This is a genomic window from Pseudomonas frederiksbergensis (assembly GCF_000802155.2).
GTDB classification, from domain to species: Bacteria; Pseudomonadota; Gammaproteobacteria; order Pseudomonadales; family Pseudomonadaceae; genus Aquipseudomonas; species Aquipseudomonas frederiksbergensis_A.
In genome coordinates, this window is sequence record NZ_JQGJ02000001.1 from 58,700 (window position 1) to 80,432 (window position 21,733).

Here is a 21,733-nt window from a genome sequence, read left to right on the forward strand (position 1 = left end):
AACCAGCCAAAGACACGGCGACCATGAAAAATAAAAAAGTTCCATTCACGAGCAAAAGTATTCAGAATCGGCGCCGATAAAGAGGTGTCGACCAAAAAAACTGGCGACATCTCTCTAGTTGATGTACGCCATTTGCGAGGTGAGCAATGGGCCCAGTCGTTACCGCACGTCCTCCCCAAACCCTTTACGTGACCATTCGTCGCGACGAATTACGCCTTCTGAAAGAAGAGCGTGATCTGCTGCTTGATGAAGTGACGCAGTTGCGCTTGCAGTTGCAACATGCACAGCTTCCTTACCAGAGCCAGGCCTTGGCTCGCTGATCCTGTCCTAGGACAGTGCCTCTGAAGTGACACTGGCGAAGCCGGTGTCACTCTCAATACACGCCCTTCTCCTAAAGTCAGCCCGGCAGCCTGAAGCCCAGCGACTAACCAATTTGTAACCAAAAAACTCACGAAATTTTCAACCCCCCCTTCGCAATAATCCAGCCATCACAAATAGTTACGGCAAAGATCTGTGGGCACCAATCCGGTGCGGACAGTCTCGCCGGCGGAAGGCTGGAGCGCTTGATGAGTGTGTTCAAACGCAGCAAAACGACTGCACCGGGTTTCGACTGGGCCGGGCTCGGGTGGTTATTTCTTTTCTTCTGGTATTTTTCAGGGATCACTCAGCTACTGATTCTGGCGAGTGGCACCTCTGGCTTCACCGGATTCCGCCAAGCCTTCGTAATGAGCGCGCTATGGTTGGCCCCCCTTTTGCTGTTCCCTGCCCGTACCCGTCTCCTCGCCGCGAGCATCGGCGTCGTGCTCTGGGCTTGCTCCATCGCCAGCCTGGGGTACTTCTTCATTTACCATCAGGAATTCTCACAAAGCGTCATCTTCATCATGTTCGAGTCGAACGTAGCCGAAGCTAGCGAATACATGACTCAGTACTTTACATGGTGGATGGTGCCCGCCTTCGTGGCGCATACCTTGGCAGCCTATTTCCTTTGGACGCGCCTTCGGCCGCTACACCTGCCCCGCAGGCAGGCCTGGATGGCGGCGATGGCGATAGTGATCGCCGTGGTCGGCTATCCGTTGACCAAGCAGACCCTGCGCACCGAAAGCCTGGCGCTCGGCGTGGGGGAGTTTGAAAATCGCATCGAGCCCGCTGTGCCATGGCAAATGCTCGTGGCGTACCATCATTACAGCCAACAGCTGAAAAACATGCAGGGCATGCTCCACAAGACCAGCAAGATTGCTCCACTGCGCAACCTTGAAGACGCGCAGGCCGGTCAGCCTGCGACGTTGGTACTGGTCATCGGCGAATCGACCGACCGTCAGCGGATGAGCCTCTACGGTTATCCGAGGGAAACGACACCGGAACTGGACAAACTCAAGGGCCAACTCTCGGTTTTTGACAACGTCATCACCCCGCGCCCCTATACCATTGAAGCACTGCAGCAAGTGTTGACGTTCGCAGACGAAGAAAACCCCGACCTGTACCTCAGCACACCGTCGCTCGTGAGCATGATGAAACAGGCCGGCTACAAGACGTTCTGGATCACCAACCAGCAGACCATGACCAAGCGCAACACCATGCTCACGACCTTCTCCCAACAGGCCGACGAGCAGGTCTACCTGAACAACAACCGCAACCAGAATGCCAAGCAGTACGATGGCGACGTGATCGAGCCGTTCAACAAGGCCTTGGCCGATACCGCGCCGCGCAAGCTGATCGTGGTGCACCTGCTCGGTACGCACATGAGTTATCAGTACCGCTATCCGCCGAGTTTCAATAAATTCACCGACCGCCAGGGCGTGCCCGCCGGAGTGCGCGACGATCAGGTACCCACCTACAACAGCTACGACAATGCGGTGCTGTACAACGACTTCGTGGTGTCCAGCCTGATCAAGGACTACGCACGCACCGACCCCAACGGTTTCCTGCTGTACCTGTCGGACCACGGCGAAGACGTATTCGACTCACCGGGTCATGCAACCTTGGGCCGCAACGAGGCCAAGCCGACCGCACCGATGTACACCATCCCGTTCATGGCCTGGGCCTCGCCCAAATGGCGCGAAACCCATGATTGGAATTTCACCGGCGACCTTTCACGGCCCTACAGCAGCGCCCACCTGATCCATACCTGGGCGGACATGGCGGGCTTGAGCTTCGATGAACTGGACCGGAGCAAAAGCCTGGTCAGCGACTCATTCACGGTGCGACCACTGTTGATCGGCAACCCCTATCAAAACCAACGTAACGCGTTGATCGATTTCAGCCTCATGGAGCCCAAGGGCCCGGCGCGCCAGGTCGTGCAAAAGTAGCCGAAAGGACCTCGCCCGCCGCTACAGGGGCTTGGTCCAGAACAACATGCGGCCGTGGGCCGGGTCGAACATGCCGGCGGAAAAACCGAACTTGGCATAGCTGGCCTGGGCCACGGCATTGCCTTCCAGCACTTCCAGGGTGATCTTGCAGCACCCGCGCTGGCGGGCAATGTCTTCGACCTTCTGCAGCATTTTCTGGCTCAAGCCCAGACCGCGAAACGCCGGCATCACCGCAACGTCATGGACGTTTACCAACGGGCGGCAGGCAAAGGTCGAAAAACCCTCGAAGCAATTGATCAACCCCGCCGGTTCGCCGTTGACGAACGCCAGCACACTGAAGGCATGCGCACGCTTGGCCAGCTCTTCGGGCAGATGCGCGAGCACCTCGGCCGGTAGCGAATGACCGCCGCCCATTGGATCCTCGGCATAGCCATTGAGCACATGGCAGATCGCTTCGGCATGGATCGGGTTGCTGTAGCTGGCTTGCAGTACAAGGATTTCCTTGGCTTCTTCCATGATTTTCCATCTCATTTCAATAAGGCCAGCGGCTTGGCCACCGGCAGGGTCCGGTCAGGCAAGCTGGCCGAAACGTTGCATTTGCATTTCCTGAAGTCGACTGAGCGTACGGCGAAACGGGAACTGCAGATAGCCCTCTGTGTACAACTGGTCCATTGGCACTTGGGCTGAGAGATACAGCGGCACCTTGCGGTCATAACATTCATCGACCAGCGCAATGAACCGGCGAACGCCGTCGTCGTGTATCGACAGCTGCGGCAACTCTCGGTCGCCGGCCTCGACCCGCTCGACCCCGTCCTCGGTGCCGCGGGCAATCCGCCCTTCCCGTTGCTCGGCGCTCAGGCATGGGACATCGCTGAGGAGGATGGCGTTGAAACGGTCACACAACACCATGAAATCCACGGCCGAGAACGGTTGCTCGCAAAGGTCCGGGTAACGACTCCAGAGCACCTTGTCGCAAGCCTTGAGCGGAACGACCTGACGATGGCCGACTTCGATCGGTTGACTGCTGGGCGTCTGCCCGGTACTCAATCGCGCGAATACTTGCGCCAATGGATCCGGCTCGGCCGGGTCGCGCACCCAATAACGCTGCTGCACCGCTCCCGGGTGCTGTCGGTGATCCTGCCAGCCATTGACGGGTACAACCTGCATGTACTGCTTGATGGCCGTGATGGTCGGCACGAATCGCTCTCGGTTATGGCCGTTGGCATAGAGCTCATCCGGCGGCAGGTTGGAGGTGCTGACCACGACCATGCCCAACTCGAACATCACTTGGAAGAGGCGGCCAAGGATGATCGCATCGCCAATGTCGGTGACGAACAGCTCGTCGAAACACAGCACCCGCACTTCTCGACTCAATTCCCGGGCCAGCGCCTGCAACGGGTCCGGTGTACCGGTGAGCTGGAACGAGCGCTGGTGCACCCAGGCCATGAAGTGGTGGAAATGTTGGCGACGAGCCGGAACCTCGAGGCTTTCGTAGAAGCGATCCATGAGCCAGGTCTTGCCGCGCCCAACCGGGCCCCAGAGATAGACGCCCTTGATCGACTTTCGACCCTCCTGCAATGCCTTGTGACACTGCTCCAGCGCCATGATTGCCAGTTCCTGGGCTTCGTCCTGGACAAAACCATGGTGCTCGATGGCATGCTGCCAAGCGCTCAAGGGGGATTTGAAAGTCATACGGCCCGGGTCCGGAAGGCGAAGGTGGGGAGTATGCCATGCAGCGCAATCGGATGCGTTTCACCGCGATCGGATTTCCACCTCGCCTCGTTGATCCCACGCCCTCTAGGCGGAAATATCCAAGCGACTGATCTTCCCCTGTTCATCGAGCCGGAAGGTGTAGCGCAACTCCAGCGGGCTGCCGGGGAAGGTGCCCGAGATCAGGTTATGCACCAACACCTTTCCGGTGCGCTGCTGCACGTTGAGCACTTGCACCCGGGGCTGGTAACGCTGCGCGGTGTCTTCCATCCATTGGGCAATGGCCTGGGTGCCGACCCGGTGATTGCCTTCATCGAACACATTGGCATCTTCGGCAAAGAAACGCGTCACCGCCGAGCTGTCGCGGGCGTTGGCGGCGGCAATGTAGCCGGCAATGGCCGGCGCCAGGGAAGAAACGGGATTGGACATGTCAGGGCTCCTTGTTGTATCGATCCGAAGCCATGCTAAAACAGCGTTGTGTCAGTTTTTGTCAGGAGTGAAACGCCCGGCTTCGTCGAGGTTCATCAGAGCAAACCAGGCGCGCAGCAAATCGCTGCGCCTGCCAGGATAGCGCTCACCCTGGACAGCGGCCGAGGCAATCCGATCCGTGCGGAACGTTCGATAGGCGCCACGCAACTCGCACCAGGCCACCACCACCCGAGCCTCATTGAAAAAGCCCAGGGCCAGGGGCCAGATCAGGCGCTGGCTCGGGGTCTTGTTCACGTCGGCATAGTCGATATGCAGCTTGGCCTGGGTGCGAATGGCCTGGCGATAGACGTTCAGGTCGACGATATTCTGTGGATAGCCATAGCCCGCCGGACCGGGCAGCACCGTGGGGTTGTGCAGCGCGTCGCGCAAACCGGGCGCCAGCACCGCCTCGACCTTGGCCAAGGCGTCGGCGGCGGCCTTGCCCAGCACCTCATCGCCGCGCTGATCGACGTAGCGCAAGCCCAGCACAATCGCTTCGATTTCGTCGGCGGTGAACATCAAGGGCGGCAGGAACAAGCCGCTGCGCAACACATAGCCAATGCCCGCCTCGCCCTGGATCGGCGCCCCGAGCGCCGTAAGTTCGGCGATGTCACGATAAAGCGTGCGCTCGGAGACCTGCAACTCGGCAGCCAATGTCGAGGCCGTGACCGGGCATCGCTTGCCCCGCAGGACTTGCAGCAAAGTGAGCAGCCGAGAGGTTCGCGACACGATGAAAAAGACCCAGGGGAAATTCGCAGCAGATTAGCAGAGGCTGATGTCAGAAACTGTCAGCAGGAATGTTATTGTCCTGCTCAGTAGCCCCAACGGGAGAACCTATCCATGCGCAGAATCCTCCGCGTGCCCTTCATCCTGATGCTGCTCAGCCTGAGCGCCTGCGCCCTCTTTCCGCAGCGTGACCCGCTGAACATCAACGTGGTCGGCATCGAGCCGTTGCCCAGCCAGGGCATGGAACTGCGCTTTGCCGTGAAACTGCGCTTGCAGAACCCCAACGAAACCACCATCGACTACAACGGCGTGGCGCTGGATCTGGAAGTCAATGGCCACACCCTGGCGACGGGCGTCAGCGACCAGAGCGGTTCGATCCCGCGTTTCTCCGAAGGCGTGTTGAGCGTGCCGGTGAGCATCTCGGCATTCTCGGTGTTGCGCCAGACACTGGGTCTGAGCCAGACCCAGCGCCTGGACAACCTGCCCTATGTACTCAAGGGCAAGCTCGCCGGCGGTTTATTCGGCACGATGCGCTTCGTCGATCGAGGGACCCTGGATCTGCCGGGGGCATCATCCACCTGGTAACTCATGCGGTGAAGCGCACGCCCGGCTTGGCCCGTTCATCCACCATCAGCTCGAAGACATCCGGCCTGGCGTAGTGGCCGACTACGTCATAGTCATAGCGCGCCCGCACCAGCTCGTCGGTATCGATCTCGGCGGTCAGCAACCCGACGGTGTCCTTCAACGGCCCTGCCAGCACGTCGCCCATGGGCCCGACGATTACGCTGCCGCCTGAGATCAACGGTCGCTGCGCCGGCCAGTTCGCCACGTCGATACCCAACGCCTGTGGCGATGCCTGGACCTGGCAGGCACTGACCACGAAGCACCGCCCTTCATGAGCGATATGTCGCATGGTCACCTGCCACATCTCCCGCTCATCCACCGTTGGCGCACACCAGACGTCCACACCTTTGGCGTACATGGCTGTGCGCAGCAACGGCATCATGTTTTCCCAGCACACCGCCGCGCCCACGCGACCGACCTGACTGTCGATCACCGGCAGGGTCGAACCGTCGCCCTTGCCCCAGATCAGTCGCTCGGTACCGGTGGGCATCAGCTTGCGGTGCTTGGCAACCAAGCCGGCGTCCGGCTCGAAGTACAGCGCCGTGCAATATAAGGTGTTGCCGGCACGCTCGATCACGCCCAGCACCAGGCTGGCCCCGGTGCGCGCCGACAGACCCGCCAACGCCTCCGTCTCCACGCCTGGCACGTCGATGGCGTTGGCGAAGTAGCGCGCGAACGCCTCGCGTCCTTCCGGTAACCGATAACCTAACTGGGTGCCAAAGCCTTCGCCCTTGGGATAACCCCCCAGCAGCGCTTCGGGCATCACCACCAAACGAGCACCCGCCTCGCGAATGTCTTGTTCATAAGACAGGATCTGCGCGAGGGTGTCGGCTTTGCCACCCGCAAGCGAGCCGATCTGCAAGGCGGCGACAATGGATTTGGGCATGGTCTGGAACTCCGTGATTTGAGGTGTTGCTGATTCTCCGGCGCCGACCGATCATGAATAAAGCCCAGTACGCTGCTAAAAGATATGAACCAAATGAATATCACTGACATCGATCTGAACCTGCTGAAAACCTTCGAAGCCCTGCATGACGAATCCAGCGCCAGCCGCGCCGCATTGCGCCTGGGCGTGACTCAGTCCGCCATCAGCGCAGCGCTGCGCAGGCTGCGAGGGCTATATGGCGATCAGTTGTTCGTGCGCACCGGGCGCGGCCTGGCTCCGACGCTACGGGCCAATCAGCTGAAACCGGTGATCAGTGAAGCACTGGACAGATGCCGGCAAAGCCTGGCGATGGTCGATCCGGGCGCGAGCCACTATGAGGGCCGTTCGGTGATCGTGGGGTTATCCGATGATTTCGAGATCGCCTATGGGCGGCGCCTGATCGAGGAAGTGGCACGGCGAGCGCCGGGCTTGCGCTTGATTTTCCGCCAGACCCATAGCCAGATCGTCGGCCGCGCCTTGATGGAACGCAGCCTGGACCTGGCGATCACCGCCGGCGGATTCACCGAACGGCTGCTGAGCCGCCAGGTGCTGGGTGAAGGCGGCTATGCCTGCCTGGTGGACCGGGCCAGCCTCCAGGAAGGTGAGCAGAGCCTGAGCCTGGAAGCCTTCGTGGCCCGGGAACACCTGTTGGTGTCGTCCGGCGGCTTCATCGGCATCACCGACGAGGGGCTGGCCGGGCTGGGTCTGCGTCGGCGAGTGTGCGCCTCGACCACTCACTTCGCGGCGCTTCCGTTCCTGCTCAAGGGCAGCCAGGCTGTAGCGACTATTCCAGGCCATGCGGCCAAGGCCATTGCGGCCCTCGGCGGCCTGGCATTGCTGCCCTGCCCGCTCGCCTTGCCCCGCTACCCCATCGAACTGGGATGGCGAACCCACACGCCAATGGAGCCGGCGGCAAGCAAAGTACGCGAAGCGATCGTCGTCACGTTCGCTTGAGCGTTTATTTATTGGCCGCCATCAGGCGATTGACCTCGCTGCGCACCATGTTCGCGTACTCCGGAGGCGACATCCCATCCAGTTCGGCGCGAACCCATTCGGCCCACTTGCCCTTGCGCTTGGAACGCTCGCCGAACAACCGGGCGGCGTCGCCCTTGGCCTTGCCCAGGTTGTTTTGCCACAGTTCGAAGAGCCGGGATTTCTCATCTTCCAGCGCGGCGCGCTCGGCCAGGGGCCTGTCAGCCAGATTGAAACTCATCGGGAATTTCCTGTTGCGTAAATAGGCGCCATCTTACACCGTGCGGGGAAACGGCTTAAGACTGAATTGGGCTGCGCTTTATGGACGCACCCTTGGCGCTGCAACTTTTACCGAGGCGTGACACTCCACTGTTCACTGCCATCCATACTCAAGGAGCATTTCAATGGCCCGTAAAAGCGCCACGCAACCGAACGGAGAGCAAATCAAGGATCAAGCCTTCAGCGAACTGAAAGCGTTGATCGAAGAATCGGAAAAATTGCTCAAGAGCAGCGCGTCCCTGGTGGGCGAGGACGCTGAAAATCTTCGCGGCCAGATCGCCCAGAAACTGCAACAGGCGTTGGATGCGGTTGCCAGCGCCCGGGAACGCACACGGCCAATGGTGGATGCCACGGAAGTTTACATCGGCGGGCATCCCTGGCAGACCGTGGCCATTTCCGCCGGTTTCGGGTTGGTGGTGGGGTTGTTGCTCGGGCGACGCTAAGCGCCGGTCCGTCGCGAGGGAGCGTGCTCCCTCGCCACGCATACAGGCGTTTTCGACCTACAGCCCAGCCAGTTCGCGCAACTGCGCCAGGGTCTGCTCGTCCAGCGTAATCCCCTGCTCATTGGACTTGCTGCGCTCACGGTGTCGACGATCACCCGGCAACCGGCGCAATCCCACCCCATGCATCTGCCTGACCAGTTCCTGGCTGCGCTCGGCAAAACCTTGCCCGGCAGCTTTACTCGGGTCGATCACAATCAGCAATTGCCCAGTCCAGGGCGTCTTGGCGCCTGGGTGATCGTGCCAATCGAACTCGAAGGAAAAATTCCCGCCGGTCAACGCCGCCGCCAGCAACTCGACCATCATCGACAGCGCAGAGCCCTTGTGCCCGCCAAACGGCAAAAGCGCGCCTCCTTCCAGGATCGCCTTCGGATCACAGGTCGGCTGGCCGAGGCTGTCCACGCCCATGCCGGGTGGCAAGCGCTCGCCTTTGCGCGCGGCAATCTGCACATCACCATGGGCAATGGCGCTGGTGGCCAGGTCAAAAACGATTGGCTCGCCTCCGGCCCGCGGCGCGGCGAACGCGATGGGATTGGTACCGAACAGCGGACGGTCCGCGCCATGGGGCACCACGCACGTCATGCTGTTGACCACGCTCAGCGCTACGAGCCCCTCATAGGCAAACGGCTCGACATCCGGCCAAAGCGCCGCGAAGTGATGGGAGTTGCGTATCGCCAGCACCGCAATCCCGGCGCTGCGAGCCTTTTGCACCAGCAACGGCCGGGCAGCCGCCAGGGCGGGTTGGGCAAAACCGTTGCAGGCGTCCACCCGGACGAAGCCGGAGGCGACGTCTTCGACCACTGGCACCGCTCGGCCATCCACCCAACCGCTGTTCAGCGTCGAGACATAGCCGGGTATACGGAACACCCCATGGCTGTGCGCCCCATCACGCTCGGCACAGGCACAGTTTTCAGCCAGGGTCCGGGCGACATCGGGTGACGTACCGTGGCGCAGGAAAACCTGTTCCAGCAAATTTGTCAGGGCGTTGAAGGACAGGGTGCAGGAAGCGGCGTGATCGGATAGCGCGGACATCTGAAGCTCCAGGATGATTATTTTGGAGGTAGCAACAGCGTAAGGGACCCACAGGGTGATTAAACACCGTCTGAGACGCGCTCTGTCAATTGTCGCCAGCGTTGCGCGGGTCGTTCCTGGCAACCAGGGAAGCCCTGAGGGTGCGGTAACTATGTACCACCCTTGCTGCCCCTCCGCGCCTTAACTTGCCGTTTTTCGAAGCTCGCGCCCTCAAGCGGCGCTCTCAATGAGAAACGACCATGACCACCAAACCAGCCCCCCTGCTGTTCTCGGAGGTATTAGGCGCAGAACGCCTGGATCAACTGACCGCCGCCCATGGACTGACACAACCGGATCTCGATTGGTTGCGCCACGCCGCCCTTCCCACCCACACGCAACGCGCCGCGAAAACACCACCGATGTTTGCCGAAACGATTATGTTGCAAGCCGGTAAAAAAACGCCCATAGCGCTGGCCGGCTGCTTCGCCCTCAGCGCTTGCGTGGAAAACAGCGAGTCGGACACCCAGCCGGCGTTTATTTATACACCGATGGGGGGTATCAGGAAGTTCGACAACCGGGCCTCTCTCGATGTCGAAATCGAACGGATGTGGCAAGACAACGAACACAACGACCTGTACAGCTTCCTGTCGATTTCCCAGCGCAGCGAACTGAAAAGCACCGCTGACATTGCACAAACCAGGCAGATCATCGATGGCGATATTTTCCAGGCCCAACACGCCTCCATCGAATCTGCGCAGGATCTCAATGCCCTGACCATGGTGAAGGAGCTGATTCAATTGCCCTCCCTAAAGGTCATGCTCGATCGCATTCTGAAGGAAACGCATCCAACCATCGACTACAGGCAAGCCCGCGTCGCACTGGGCAAAGGGACACGTGCGCAAGGTGCCGAGGACATCGGCGTAACCGAGAGCCTCCCGCTTATAGAGGCGATCCTGATCTATTTTCACAATCAGGGCTGGCCGGCTGGGCATTACAGCTACATTACGTTCCCCGGTACACCCGACTCACCCTATTCAGTGCAGCAATGGCAGGACCTGATCCGCGGTACCGCCGCAAAGCTGGTCCCTTCGCTCACGGGTTGCATCGAAGAATTCTGGGCACAAACGGCAACTTCCTTATATCTGACGCGACGAGAACTTCTTTCCCGAATCATTCACGACGGGCTACAGGCCAGCATTGTGATCAATAGAGAAAAAGAGCTGCTCACTGTCTCGGAAAGTCGTGAACTTTTTCGAGTACTCAGACCCTCCAGCCAACACCACACGCCGCTGTACGTTGAAACGATTCGTTTCTGGGAATATGAACCAAGCTTCGTCGAGCTGGCGGGTTCCTTGATGATCAGCGGCAAAGGCCACTACCTGTACACGCCCCAGCACGGTTTGCAAAAGCTCGACGGATTCCGGGATTTCAAATATGCAATCCTGGACAAATCCAGCCAAGTCGTGGGAAAGGAAGCGATCTACAGCCTCCTTGATCTGGACGAGCGCAATCGTTTCCTGCGCTTTGACGATCCGCAGCTCTCCGGGAAAGCGGTGGACTTCCCTGTTCCCGAGTGCCTGGCTGATGCAGTCATCCAGAAACAAAAAACAATCTACATTTCGCCCTTGAAATGTCACGCCAGGGCGATGTCGACGTCCATGCACTCGTCGATAAAGCCTTGGATATACGCGCTTTCATTGGCAAAAAACTATTGAATCAGCCCACCGATGGGCATTGGGGGACACATCCCGCCTTCTATGGATTGCTTCGCCTATCAAACTTGAAGGCTGACCAGCTGGAAAGAAAAGGCAAGAGCTACACCGATATCGAGAAGACCTTCGATACGTTATTAACCCAAATGCCGATCCCGGGTAAGGCATCGCTGCAGAACAGACCGAGACAACTGCTGAAGGAACTGACCAATATATTTTCGCTGGGCATACGTGCGGAGGCCGAGCTCAAGGAGCTCAACGGGACGCTGCCATTGCTCGTCAATGAGTTGATCAAGGCAGTGTTCACCTATGACTTGGAATACCCGGACCGGTCACAACGCTCAGGCGTCAGAGGTTTTCAGCCAGACGTCTACTCATTAAGGCTCGAATACAGCGATGAAACCACGACGATTCAAATGCCCCTTGCCAACTGTTTTCTCCTGACAGAACGCGGCGGACTGGACACGCCCTATTCCGGCTTGGCTGTTCTATGGACGCCCGCCCAAGGTCTGCGGATGTTTCCATCCGTTGAAGTAGCCACCCGGCAAGTCAATAGATACCTGCTCGACTCCGGGAGTCGATTTGGCTTTCTCGCCAATCTTCCTTCCGGTCAACGCAAGCCCCATGGCCGTTATCAACTCCAAGGCTTTGAATTGATCGAGGAGAACGTGCTCTTGAACCGTATGAAGTCATTCGTGTACCTCTACGAGGCTGAGCATGGTTATCTGAAAACGTTGAACGCCGGCAGTTGGCAACCGACTGAAAAGGCATTGATGCAGAGTCTTGTCGCGTTACTTGATAGAGGCGCACCCACCAACCTTGGTCACGCCACGAGAATCGCTCAGTCCGACAGACTACGACAGAAACTTCCCGCCTGGCTCGGCACCGCCGCCCTTGAAGAACAACGCCTTCATCTTGAATTGCTTGAGCAATATAAAAACAGCGTGGGCAATGGCGCGGACTATCTGGATGGGATCGAGCCTTTGCGGACCCATGTACTCAACAAACTGCAGACCTTGCTGGATAAGCGTTTTGCCCAAAGCAAAGTCAATCCGGAGACCGTTCAGATTACGCCAACGCTGGCAGTCGTTGGCCCGACGCTTTCCCTGACCGACTTTGTCTTGCGTCACGTTGATATCACCAGCAAAAGCTTCAAGGTTTCCTCAACGTCCACACAGCCCCTGCCGCACGGCTTGGACGAGACGGCTGTCAGGCAAATGTTGTCGTCACTGGACATCACCACCCTCTACAAACAAAACCTGACGCAGGCCCTGACGGGGACGACCGAGGCTGTCCAGACGCGAAGACGGCGTTTTCGCCGGCAATTGCCTTGGCAGCTGCTGCAATATGCCCATGCACGGTATCTGCAACAGCATCTTTCCTCGCCTGCGTTCGACCTGCTGCGCCAAGTGCTGGATATGCCAGACGCCGTTGCCCGTCAACTGGTCAAAAATGCCAAGGCCTTTATCCGCCCGTTGGAGCTGATCAAAACCGACGCCGCCGCCGCGGTCAAAGCATTGGGACTATACCTCTTCAGTTCAAGCGGTACTTCCGCAAGCACTCATGTCCTGTATGCGCCCTACCATGACGGCCCTCAATTAATGGAGTTCAAGGATGAAGCAAGCATTGTCGCCGCGTTCAATACACCCGGCACCCTTCAAGACCTGTTGATTCGTCGACTTCCGAATAACCAGCAAGCCACCTTCAGAAACCTGTTCGCTTCGACGCTTGGAAAATTGTCGGAAATGAGGTTGGCATCCAACCCCATCAACACCAACGCGTTCGATACGCTGTACGAGGACAACGCAACGTTACTGGCGAATATGCTCGACAGCCGAACCCAGGCAGGAGGTCATTTCGACTGGACGACCCTTGTACATGTGCTCAGCACCGGAGCCCGGTTCATCGGCAAAGAGTTGCCGGCAAAAGTGACGTTCGTAGAAACACTTTGGGAAAGCTACGAGGATTTCAAGGCCTCCAGCGAAGCCTTGCAGGAGCATGACTGGAAAGCGGGTCTGCACAACTTCATTGCTGGCGCCGCGGAAATGGTGTCGCTCGGCTTTCTGAACCGCGACGATACATTCGGCCTGCTTGATCCCATTGAACCGACCACCCCCGGCGTCGCGCCAGCACCCACGTGGAAGAATATCGCCAGCACTTCCGCGCCCCGTACCGATTTGCAAATATTCGAAACCATGGACGTCAGTCTTTCGAACCTGAAGAAGCTGCCCAATGGGATTTATCAAGCATTGGGAAGCAGCAGGTTCTATGCCCCCCTGGTCGGAAAAGTCTACGAGGTTGCGAGGTATGCGGACACGTGGCGCATCATTCACGGGGTCAATCAAGGCCCCCTGCTGCGACGCTCATCCGAGGGTCAGGCTTGGGAAATTGATCCCAAGCGTCATACCATTCGCTTTGGCAAGTCAGGGTCGAAACTGGCCATTGCCTATACCGACCTCAAGGCCCGGGGGTCGCTGAATATCGAAGCGCGGGGCATGGCTGAAATACGTCGAAAATATCCCCACCGCGCCAATGTCATCGTCCAGGCGCTGGAGACGGCCAGGTTCTATTCGTTCAACGCGTTGCATAATCTCGGTCAACTTAAACAAAGCGTCGTACCAGGGTCTCGGCTGGAAAAATTCCTCAGACTGTTTTTTGGTGTCAACCAGGTCGACAGCCGACTGCTCGCCAAGATCGAGGCGGCCATCTTACCGATATGCACGGAACTGGCCGACCCGTCGTGGATATTGAAGAATGCCGACCGTGTCGCCGTGGGCGATCTCAGATATATGGAAGACAGGGCAACCGCTTTTGTAATCGACCCTAACGCACGTGGGAGGATCTATCTCACGCAGTTCTTCTTCGATCCAGGCTTGGGCTGGTTTAAAACCGTCGTGCCGGATTCATTCAATGTCGATGCTCATGCCCAGGGAGCCACATTCATCCATGAGCTGTCCCATCAACATTTCAATACGCTCGACATCATCTACCTGGACGCGGCGTTTCCGTTCCTGGACATGATTTCAACGGTGACTCATTTAGGAAAACAGGAATACGACAGACTTGAGAAACTGCAATCCAATGGGCTGTCGCTCACGACCCCCAAGGCAAAACTCTTCACCCAGTGGGACAGCGCGGACAACACCTTCAAGAGCCTGGAATTCATACCCGTAGAGAAGGCGACCTACAGGGAAATCCTGAAGATAACCGGTGCACCAAGCATGAACGCAGCACGGGATGCATTTCTGGATCCGATTTCGCCGGACAAACGCATCGAGGTCATACTCCGCAACGCCGATTCCATTACGTTGTTGATTTGTGAAATGGGCCGGCAGTTGGAAGCACCACCGTCCCGTTGATCTTTTTTTCACGACGGTTATGCGACGGTACGGTACGGCAACACGCTCCGAACGTTTTCCAGTCGAGGAAACCGGGTCCTTTGCCGGGCAAATGCCATCATCGCTGTTCTCGGCAATGGCTGCCAAAGGTTAGAATGTGGCAAATCAGGAAGAGCCAATGACCGAACGTACCCTCTCGGAAGCCGAATACGACACCATCACCGATGCGGCCGCGCATTGGTGCATGCGTCTGCATGCCGATGACTGCACGGATACCGAGCGGCTCGCTTTCAAGCAATGGCACGACGCCGACCCCTTGCACGCGTTTGAATACGAAGCCATGTTGGAAATCTGGGGCGCTGCCGAACATTTGCCGCGTGTCGAGCCCATGCCTGCCGCACCCGCCCACCGCCCCCGGTCCCGCTGGAGCCGGATGGCTGTCGCGGCGACGGTGCTCGCGCTGGGCCTGCCCCTGGCCGCGTTCACCGGCTGGAACATGGGATGGCTGGCCAACGGCTACCAGCGATTCGAGGCCGGTACGAGCGTGCGTCACATCACCTTGGAGGACGGCAGCCAGGTAGAGCTCAACCTGGGCAGCGAACTGGTATTCGCCAATTACAAAAACGAACGCCGGGTCACGCTGAAAAAAGGCGAAGCATTCTTCGACGTCAGCCACGACAGCAGTCACCCCTTTGTCGTTCGGGCAGGCCAAGGCCAGGTGCGCGTCACCGGGACCCGTTTCAACGTCTGGATGTATCAGGATCAGGTGCGAGTCACGTTGCTGGAAGGCTCCGTGTGGGTGACCAGTCACCAGGCCTCCAACGCGGGTGGCTTGCAGCTGTCACCGGGCATGCAAGCGAGCTACAAGCCTGGCGATTTCCAGCCGCAGGTTCGTGATGTCGCGTTCGATGACAGTTCACTGGCATGGCGCAGCGGCAAGTTGGTGTTGGACAACCTGGCCCTGTCCGAGGCACTGCCACTGATCAATCGCTACCTTGAGCGTCCTGTAATGCTGGCCGACAACCCCACCGGCACCCTGCGCATCGGCGGTATCTACAACCTCAACGAGGTAAAGAACCTGGTGCCTTCGCTGCCTAAGGTATTGCCGGTCTATCTGACGCAAAACAGCGATGGCAACCTGGTATTGAACGCCATCGCTCGTGCGCCCAGAAACTGAAAAGGCCACGCCCCCCAGGGACGTGGCCTTTTTTGACGCCTGCAATTATTGCGTCGCCACCCTTCCCGCCTGCTGCCCCTCACGAATCGTCATCGCCTGGTAATGTGGATCCGCCTTGATTTGCTGTTCGGTGAACGGCAGCACGCTCCACTGCCGCTTCGAAAACGCCTGGGTCTGATCCACCGAATAAGGCGATGCGGGATCGCTGGAAAGAGAGAACGCCAAGAGCCCTTGTGCCTTGGGTCCGTTGCCGTCAAACGTCACCACTTGCAGGTAACTGGTGCCGCTGACCACTTCGCGCTGGCCGTTCTTGCCTGGCACGCTCTGGATTGCGTTATAGATGCCCAACTCGGCGGGGCCGCCATGGATGGGTATCCGATGGTCACCGCTACTCGCGACCTGCACGTCCCGCCATTGGCTGTTCGCCGGTAACCCGGCAGCCATCACCTTTTCCATGGAAACGCGCATCGCCTGGCGCAGCGCCTCGGCCACAGGCGGATTCTCAATCGCCAGGCCGCGAGGGGTATGTTGAGGATCCTTCGGGTCGAACGCGACGCGCCAGATACCGGGCACGGTCTGCAGCGCCTGCATGATGTGCTGGAAATGGACGAACCCTACACCACTGTCCAGGCTTGCGGTGCGATCCCAGCGCTTGAGGCGGCTGCATATCTCGACCAGGTCCGAGGCATCGGGGCCCAACTGACCAGAACAAAAGGCCAGCAGGTCCGGCATGACCTGGTCCGCCAGATATACCCGGTCGTCCATCACCATGCTCTGCAAATCGGTCACGGTCACCGGCCCGGACTTGGCAAGCTGGCCCAGTCGATCCAAGGCAAAGCGCGCGCGCAGGCCCAGCGGCAAATCATGCTGGCTGACCACCGGCGAATAACCGGACAAGGGCTGCGACGGGTTGACCATCCACGCCGAATCATTGGAGTTCTGCACATAATCGCGGCGCAACAACTGCGGGAGCTTATCCGCGGCATAGATACCTTTTTGCACCGCCTTGGCGTCCAGGTTCCATTCACACTCACTGCGCGATCCATCCAGCACGATCATTCGCTGGCCAGCCTTCGGATCGCTGCATCGGGCAAGCTTGCCGACATCCACATTGGGCACCACCGACACGTTCATGTACAGGCTTTGCCCTTGGTCATCCACCGCCAAGGTATTGACCCAGGGAATCCCTTGGATGCGGTGCACGGCGTCCTGCAGATCCTTGAGCGTGACGGCGCGGTTCATTGCATACCACTGCGCCAGCACCCGGTCGTTTTCCAGGTTGGCATCGCGCAAGCTATAGGCGAACCGGCTATCCCAGTCCAATTTCCCCGGCCATTGCACGATCGGCCCGAACTGCGAACCGTAGACCACCCGGGATACCGGCCGGACCTGCCCATCCGCCTGCTTGACGTCCACCGTGACCGTTTGTTGGGTCATGGCAACCGACTTGCCGTCGACCACATAGCGGGTCGGGTCCTTGGGGTCCAGTTGCAGCCGATACAGCGTGAAATGCTTGGACGTATCGACGGTATGGGTCCAGGCCAGATGCTGGCTGAACCCGATGTTGATCATCGGCAAGCCCGGCAACGCCGCGCCCATTACGTCCAGCTTGCCGGGAATCGTCAGGTGCATTTGATAGAAACGCATGCCGCCCAGCCAGGGGAAATGCGGATTCGCCAGCAGCATGCCGCGCCCATTGAAAGACCGCTCGCTGCCGATAGCCAGCGCATTGCTTCCGCGCTCCAGGGCAAAGCGTTGCTGCCGGGCGGCCGCGGTGGCGAAGCTGGACGCCGAGCCACTGGCATGCGCTGTCGCCTGGGGCGGTTGCGCGCCGGCCAAGGCCTCGGCGAACTGGCCGACGCCACCTTCCACCAGCAGGCGCCGAGTCAGCTTGACCAGATCCAGCGCGGTGATCGGCCGAACCCACTCACCCGCGCATTGTTCGGGCAGGCCTTTTTCCTTGCGCTCGGCCAGCGCACGGTTGTAACCGGCCACATAACCTTCCACCAGTTGCTGGACCTGGGGCGTTTGCGCCTGCCAGAAACCGGAGACCGCCTGGGGCGTATTGAGCCATGCAAAGAAAAGATCGCTGGCACGGTTCTCCCGCTGCTCGACCGTAACCTGCTGCGGGCCGAAATAGCGCGAGCGTTGGCCGTTGACCGTCACGATCTCGTTGGCCAGCAGGCACAGGTTGTCCTGCGCGTACGCATAGCCAATGCCATACCCCAACCCCCGCTCATCCTGGGCGCGAATATGCGGCACGCCAAAACTGGTGCGACGAATTTCGGCAGTGGCCTGCCCGGCCTCGCCTCGTGCGCTGACAACGGTACTCAAGCCCAGGGTCATCCCCAGCAAGGCACCGGCGAGGCAAAACCTCGATAACTGCCCGGACATTCTCACACTCACTCCTGATCGATAGCTTCTGAAAACCAGGACAGTCGCCGGTACGCCCTTGGAGGCCCGGCGCGGCCTGGAAATTCACCAGCGGCGCCCTTCACCGCGGATGTGCCTACCTTGAGAACGAACCGGATGAAAAAAATTAATCGCCCAGCGAGCCGCTGATACCGGGGCTTGACGGCGGCCGGGCATTTTTTTCACACACAACCCCTCATGATTTTCCGCTTTCGTTCGTCCTATACAGGAGAGCAGTGGTCATCTTTTCTGTCAGGCTGGTAAGGAGTCTTTACATGCACAACGCACAAACGCCCATGGAGGGCAAGCCAGGATCGGCCCGTGTCACGATGACAGCCAATGACCGTGCATTCCAGGGGGCCGCGGAACGCGGGGGCAACGACCAGATCAAGCGTCTGCTCAAGAGTTATGGGCTGCGGACGAGCCTGATTCGCCTGAAGGTCATCGACGCCTTGCTCAAGGCCGCCGATGAGAACCGTCGCCTGGGCGTACGCGGCGTCCATAGCCAATTGCTGGGACTGGACATTCCCTTGTCCTTCCTGAGCGTGCGCGAAGTCCTCAAGCGCCTGTGCAGCGAAGGCGTGGTCACGCTCAATCCGGATAAAAGCTACAGCTTGCACCACCAGGCCGTGGCCCTGCTCAACAGCGAGGAGTGAGCGGCGCTCAAGACTTGACCTTGCGTCGCATCACACCGTTGATCACCACGACGATGACCGCCACGGCAATGGCGATGTATTGAAACAGCTGCTCGCTGATCATGCCCTTGCCTTGCATCCAAGACAGTCCGAGCATGATCGCCAAGACCACGACAACCACCAGAATCGAGTATTTCAAACGTTGCGAATGTGTCATTTGCCAGCTTCCTGAAGGGATTCGTTCTGCCTTTCACCTGCTTTGTGGACTGCCTTGCCAGGGCCACTGCGCGATGCGGACAGCGCCCATGGTACAACCGCCCGAACATCGCGCGCGACTGGGGTTGCAGGTGACCAATCAAAAAGGCGTTCCCCGCCGTGAGATTATTTACCCTTCCCCTGCGTAATCCTCCTCCGAAGGAAGGGTCCTACAAACACCAATGTGTTTTCCCACTCCATTACAGGGGAAGACGCCTTTCGACCCTGGATAGCGCCAACGTACTCTCGAAAAAGAAGTGATTTCTTCTTTTGAAAACCAACGTTGGGTACCCATGCAAAATCAGCCCCCCCTTCTTACACCCATTCGCGTGGCAGGCTTCTGCCTGGCAATCGCCCTTTTCGAATTTCTCACCTATATGGCCAGCGACCTGGTCATGCCCGCCATGCTCATGGTGACCCAGGACCTCGATGCATCCGCCGACCAGATTCCCTACGCATTCAATTTGTATCTGCTGGGCGGCATCGTGTTGCCATGGCTGATCGGCCCACTGTCGGATCGCCATGGCAGACGCCCCTTCATGCTTGTCGGGTGTGCCGGGTTCGTGCTGGCTTGCTTGGCGATCACCCAAGTCAGCGACATGCAAGGCTTCAACGGGCTTCGTCTGATCCAGGGTATGGGGCTCGGCTTCGTGATCGCGGTCAGCTATCCCGCCATCCAGGAAATCTTCTGCGAAGCCGCCGCCGTAAAGGTCATGGCCTTGCTAGGCAATCTCGCCCTGCTCTCGCCCCTGCTAGGCCCTTTGGCCGGCGGGCTGCTACTGCAATGGCTGTCGTGGCGAGAGTTGTTCATGTTGCTGGCCGGCCTGGGGATGGTCAGCTGGTTGGCGTTGTGGGGGTTCATGCCGCGAACCATCGCTGGGGCTGACATTGGATTAGAAACGCCGAGGGTCGAGGCGTTGGACCTGCGCTCGCTCATCAAGCGATACGGCGCGTTGCTGGGCCACGGAGGATTCATGTCGGCCAGCGTCGCGCTGGGCTTGATGAGCCTGCCGCTGATTGCCTGGATCGGGCTGTCGCCCCTTCTGTTGATCCAAGGGCTGGGCCTGTCGCCATTGGCGTACGGGGTTTGGCAGGTTCCGGTTTTCGCGGCGGTCATTCTCGGCAATCTGATTCTCAACGCCCTGGTGGAACGGGTCGGCGTGCGCCGGGTGGTCCACTACAGCCTCTGGCCGTTCTGCACCGGCCTGATCGCCCTGGTCGTTGCCAGCCAATTCGCGCTTTCCCTCCCCGTTCTGGTCAGTGCCCTGTCGCTGTACGCCATCGGTCTCGGCATGGGCAATGCCGCGCTGTATCGACTGGCCCTGTTCGCCAGCGACGACAGCAAAGGCCTGGTGTCGGCCATGGTCGGAATGATCTCCATCGCGGTCATGAGCGCGGCGGGCTCGCTGCTGGCGCTGCTGGGTGCAGGAGCAAGCCTGGAATCCTTCGCGCTGATGGTCGGCATCGCCGGCCTTGGCTGTCTCGTTGCCTTGCGCCTGTTTACCTCGTGGTCTGCGGCCCACTCTTGAATCCGCTGCTCCAAAGGAATACCTGATGATTCATTTCCCACACGCTGATGCCCTGTGTGCATTACCACACCCGTATGCCATCGATTCGGTGCCCGCCGAGCTGTTCGACAAAGCCATGGCTGAAATAAGCCTGTTCCATAGCCACCATACGCCCGGCTACGAACACTGGCTCAACGCGAACGGGCTCTCGGTCGATGACCTCGAACACCTGACCGACTGGTCGCGCCTGCCCCCGATCTATGCCAGCTATTTCAAACAGAGAATGTTGCTCAGCCCCTGCGCAGAGGACGCGTTGGAGCTGACTTCCTCGGGTACCAGTGGGCAGAAAAGTCGCATGCGCTATGACGAGCGCAGCATGGCGGCGGCCCAGGGCATGGTCGCAAACATATTCGAGCACTATGGCTGGTCGACGCCGGACACCCCATGCAATTACCTCCTGTTCAGCCATGAGCCCGAAGCGGCCAATCGGCTCGGCACCGCCTATACCGATCAGTTCCTGTGCCGCTTCGCGCCTGCCCATCGCGTCGCCTATGCCCTGCGACGCACCGGGCAGGGCCATGAGTTCGACGTGTTTGGCGTCATCAGCGCTTTGCAATCATTTGCCGAAGAAGGCTTGCCAGTGCGGATCTTCGGCTTCCCGGCGCTGCTCTGGCATGTGCTTGAACGTATGCGCGAAACCGGCATTCACGACCTCAAGCTCGCTCCTGGTTCGCTGGTCTTCCTGGGGGGTGGCTGGAAAAAACAGGCGGCGCAGGAAATGCCGCGTCACGAAGTCTACCAACGCATTACCCGGCAGCTGGGCATCGAGCCCCAACGATGCCGCGACGGCTACGGTGCGGTCGAGCACGCGGTGCCTTATATCGAATGCGCCCACCATCGATTCCACGTGCCGATCTATTCGAAAGTCTTCATTCGGCACCCTTGCGACTTCAGCGTCCAGCCGTTCGGCGAGCCAGGGTTGTTGTCGTTCGTCTCGCCGTACATCTCGTCAAGCCCGGCGCACGCCGTGGTGATGAGCGACCTGGCGACCCTGCACCCGGCCAACTGTGGTTGCGGCTTGAAAACCCAATGGTTCGAGCTTCATGGCCGGGCCGGCACCAGTGCCAGCCGAAGCTGCGCCATGGCCGCCGCCGAACTGATCAAGGAAAACTGAT

At 59.3% G+C, this 21,733-nt stretch carries 20 protein-coding genes; 11 read left to right on the forward strand and 9 right to left on the reverse strand.

What is annotated here, in order from left to right; translation table 11 throughout:
- The first annotated feature begins 146 nt into the window (after positions 1-146).
- Together JZ00_RS31145 and JZ00_RS00260 are read left to right on the forward strand one after the other, a co-directional pair.
- On the forward strand, positions 147-320 hold the full coding sequence (locus JZ00_RS31145) for a DUF6026 family protein (RefSeq protein ID WP_196304772.1): 174 nt from the start codon (positions 147-149) through the stop codon (positions 318-320).
- Positions 321-566: 246 nt separating this feature from the next.
- Complete coding sequence (locus tag JZ00_RS00260; RefSeq protein ID WP_039590984.1) at positions 567-2,306, forward strand: phosphoethanolamine transferase CptA; 1,740 nt, start codon at positions 567-569, stop codon at positions 2,304-2,306.
- A 21-nt stretch (positions 2,307-2,327) separates the two neighbouring features.
- On the opposite strand, the gene JZ00_RS00265 is transcribed toward JZ00_RS00260, so the two are convergent.
- From JZ00_RS00265 to JZ00_RS00280, 4 genes are all read right to left on the reverse strand, one after another.
- Positions 2,328-2,822 (reverse strand): GNAT family N-acetyltransferase, encoded by a 495-nt coding sequence (locus JZ00_RS00265; protein ID WP_039590986.1) that lies wholly within the window; start codon positions 2,820-2,822, stop codon positions 2,328-2,330.
- A gap of 54 nt (positions 2,823-2,876) precedes the next feature.
- Entirely contained in the window at positions 2,877-3,998 is a 1,122-nt protein-coding gene (gene zapE, locus JZ00_RS00270; protein WP_039590988.1) for a cell division protein ZapE, read from the reverse strand.
- Between the two features lie 105 nt (positions 3,999-4,103).
- Entirely contained in the window at positions 4,104-4,445 is a 342-nt protein-coding gene (locus JZ00_RS00275; RefSeq protein WP_039590991.1) for a nuclear transport factor 2 family protein, read from the reverse strand.
- Between the two features lie 51 nt (positions 4,446-4,496).
- Positions 4,497-5,213: a helix-turn-helix transcriptional regulator gene (locus tag JZ00_RS00280; RefSeq protein WP_039590994.1), complete on the reverse strand. Its 717-nt coding sequence runs from the start codon at positions 5,211-5,213 to the stop codon at positions 4,497-4,499.
- 111 nt (positions 5,214-5,324) lie between these two features.
- Here JZ00_RS00280 and JZ00_RS00285 point away from each other — a divergent pair, with 111 nt between their 5' ends.
- Complete coding sequence (locus JZ00_RS00285; RefSeq protein WP_039590996.1) at positions 5,325-5,795, forward strand: LEA/WHy family protein; 471 nt, start codon at positions 5,325-5,327, stop codon at positions 5,793-5,795.
- 1 nt (position 5,796) lies between these two features.
- On the opposite strand, the gene JZ00_RS00290 is transcribed toward JZ00_RS00285, so the two are convergent.
- On the reverse strand, positions 5,797-6,720 hold the full coding sequence (locus JZ00_RS00290) for a carbon-nitrogen hydrolase family protein (RefSeq protein ID WP_039590997.1): 924 nt from the start codon (positions 6,718-6,720) through the stop codon (positions 5,797-5,799).
- A gap of 84 nt (positions 6,721-6,804) precedes the next feature.
- On the opposite strand from JZ00_RS00290, the gene JZ00_RS00295 reads away from it, so the two are divergent.
- The gene (locus JZ00_RS00295; RefSeq protein ID WP_039591000.1) at positions 6,805-7,713 is read left to right on the forward strand and encodes a LysR substrate-binding domain-containing protein; all 909 of its coding nucleotides are present in this window, start codon (positions 6,805-6,807) and stop codon (positions 7,711-7,713) included.
- A gap of 4 nt (positions 7,714-7,717) precedes the next feature.
- On the opposite strand, the gene JZ00_RS00300 is transcribed toward JZ00_RS00295, so the two are convergent.
- The gene (locus JZ00_RS00300; protein WP_039591001.1) at positions 7,718-7,972 is read right to left on the reverse strand and encodes a hypothetical protein; all 255 of its coding nucleotides are present in this window, start codon (positions 7,970-7,972) and stop codon (positions 7,718-7,720) included.
- A gap of 163 nt (positions 7,973-8,135) precedes the next feature.
- Between JZ00_RS00300 and JZ00_RS00305 the strand changes: the two genes are divergently transcribed.
- A complete protein-coding gene (locus JZ00_RS00305; RefSeq protein WP_039591002.1) occupies positions 8,136-8,453 on the forward strand; it encodes an ElaB/YgaM/YqjD family protein in 318 nt (105 codons plus the stop codon).
- A gap of 57 nt (positions 8,454-8,510) precedes the next feature.
- Here JZ00_RS00305 and JZ00_RS00310 read toward each other — a convergent pair whose 3' ends face one another.
- Positions 8,511-9,542 carry an Ldh family oxidoreductase gene (locus JZ00_RS00310; RefSeq protein WP_039591004.1) on the reverse strand — a complete coding sequence of 344 codons (1,032 nt, stop codon included), beginning with the start codon at positions 9,540-9,542 and terminating at the stop codon, positions 8,511-8,513.
- A gap of 239 nt (positions 9,543-9,781) precedes the next feature.
- Between JZ00_RS00310 and JZ00_RS31335 the strand changes: the two genes are divergently transcribed.
- The 3 genes from JZ00_RS31335 (at position 9,782) to JZ00_RS00320 (ending at position 15,748) form a co-directional block, all read left to right on the forward strand.
- Positions 9,782-11,236 (forward strand): hypothetical protein, encoded by a 1,455-nt coding sequence (locus JZ00_RS31335; protein WP_235433033.1) that lies wholly within the window; start codon positions 9,782-9,784, stop codon positions 11,234-11,236.
- A complete protein-coding gene (locus tag JZ00_RS00315) occupies positions 11,152-14,592 on the forward strand; it encodes a dermonecrotic toxin domain-containing protein (RefSeq protein WP_235433034.1) in 3,441 nt (1,146 codons plus the stop codon). The genes JZ00_RS31335 and JZ00_RS00315 overlap by 85 nt, the downstream gene beginning before the upstream one ends.
- 157 nt (positions 14,593-14,749) lie before the next feature.
- Positions 14,750-15,748, forward strand: coding sequence for a FecR family protein (locus JZ00_RS00320; protein WP_039591008.1), 999 nt, complete (start codon positions 14,750-14,752; stop codon positions 15,746-15,748).
- A gap of 45 nt (positions 15,749-15,793) precedes the next feature.
- Here JZ00_RS00320 and pvdQ read toward each other — a convergent pair whose 3' ends face one another.
- Complete coding sequence (pvdQ, locus tag JZ00_RS00325) at positions 15,794-18,142, reverse strand: bifunctional acylase PvdQ (protein WP_039591010.1); 2,349 nt, start codon at positions 18,140-18,142, stop codon at positions 15,794-15,796.
- Positions 18,143-18,489: 347 nt separating this feature from the next.
- On the opposite strand from pvdQ, the gene JZ00_RS00330 reads away from it, so the two are divergent.
- Entirely contained in the window at positions 18,490-18,816 is a 327-nt protein-coding gene (locus JZ00_RS00330) for a fe2+ zn2+ uptake regulation protein (protein WP_230633452.1), read from the forward strand.
- A gap of 7 nt (positions 18,817-18,823) precedes the next feature.
- Here the strand turns inward: JZ00_RS00330 and JZ00_RS00335 are convergent, their stop codons facing one another.
- Entirely contained in the window at positions 18,824-19,012 is a 189-nt protein-coding gene (locus JZ00_RS00335) for a hypothetical protein (RefSeq protein ID WP_030142732.1), read from the reverse strand.
- 331 nt (positions 19,013-19,343) lie between these two features.
- On the opposite strand from JZ00_RS00335, the gene JZ00_RS00340 reads away from it, so the two are divergent.
- Both JZ00_RS00340 and JZ00_RS00345 read left to right on the forward strand, forming a co-directional pair.
- Positions 19,344-20,579: an MdfA family multidrug efflux MFS transporter gene (locus tag JZ00_RS00340; RefSeq protein WP_039591013.1), complete on the forward strand. Its 1,236-nt coding sequence runs from the start codon at positions 19,344-19,346 to the stop codon at positions 20,577-20,579.
- 25 nt (positions 20,580-20,604) lie between these two features.
- On the forward strand, positions 20,605-21,732 hold the full coding sequence (locus JZ00_RS00345) for a LuxE/PaaK family acyltransferase (protein ID WP_039591015.1): 1,128 nt from the start codon (positions 20,605-20,607) through the stop codon (positions 21,730-21,732).
- Position 21,733 lies beyond the last annotated feature (1 nt).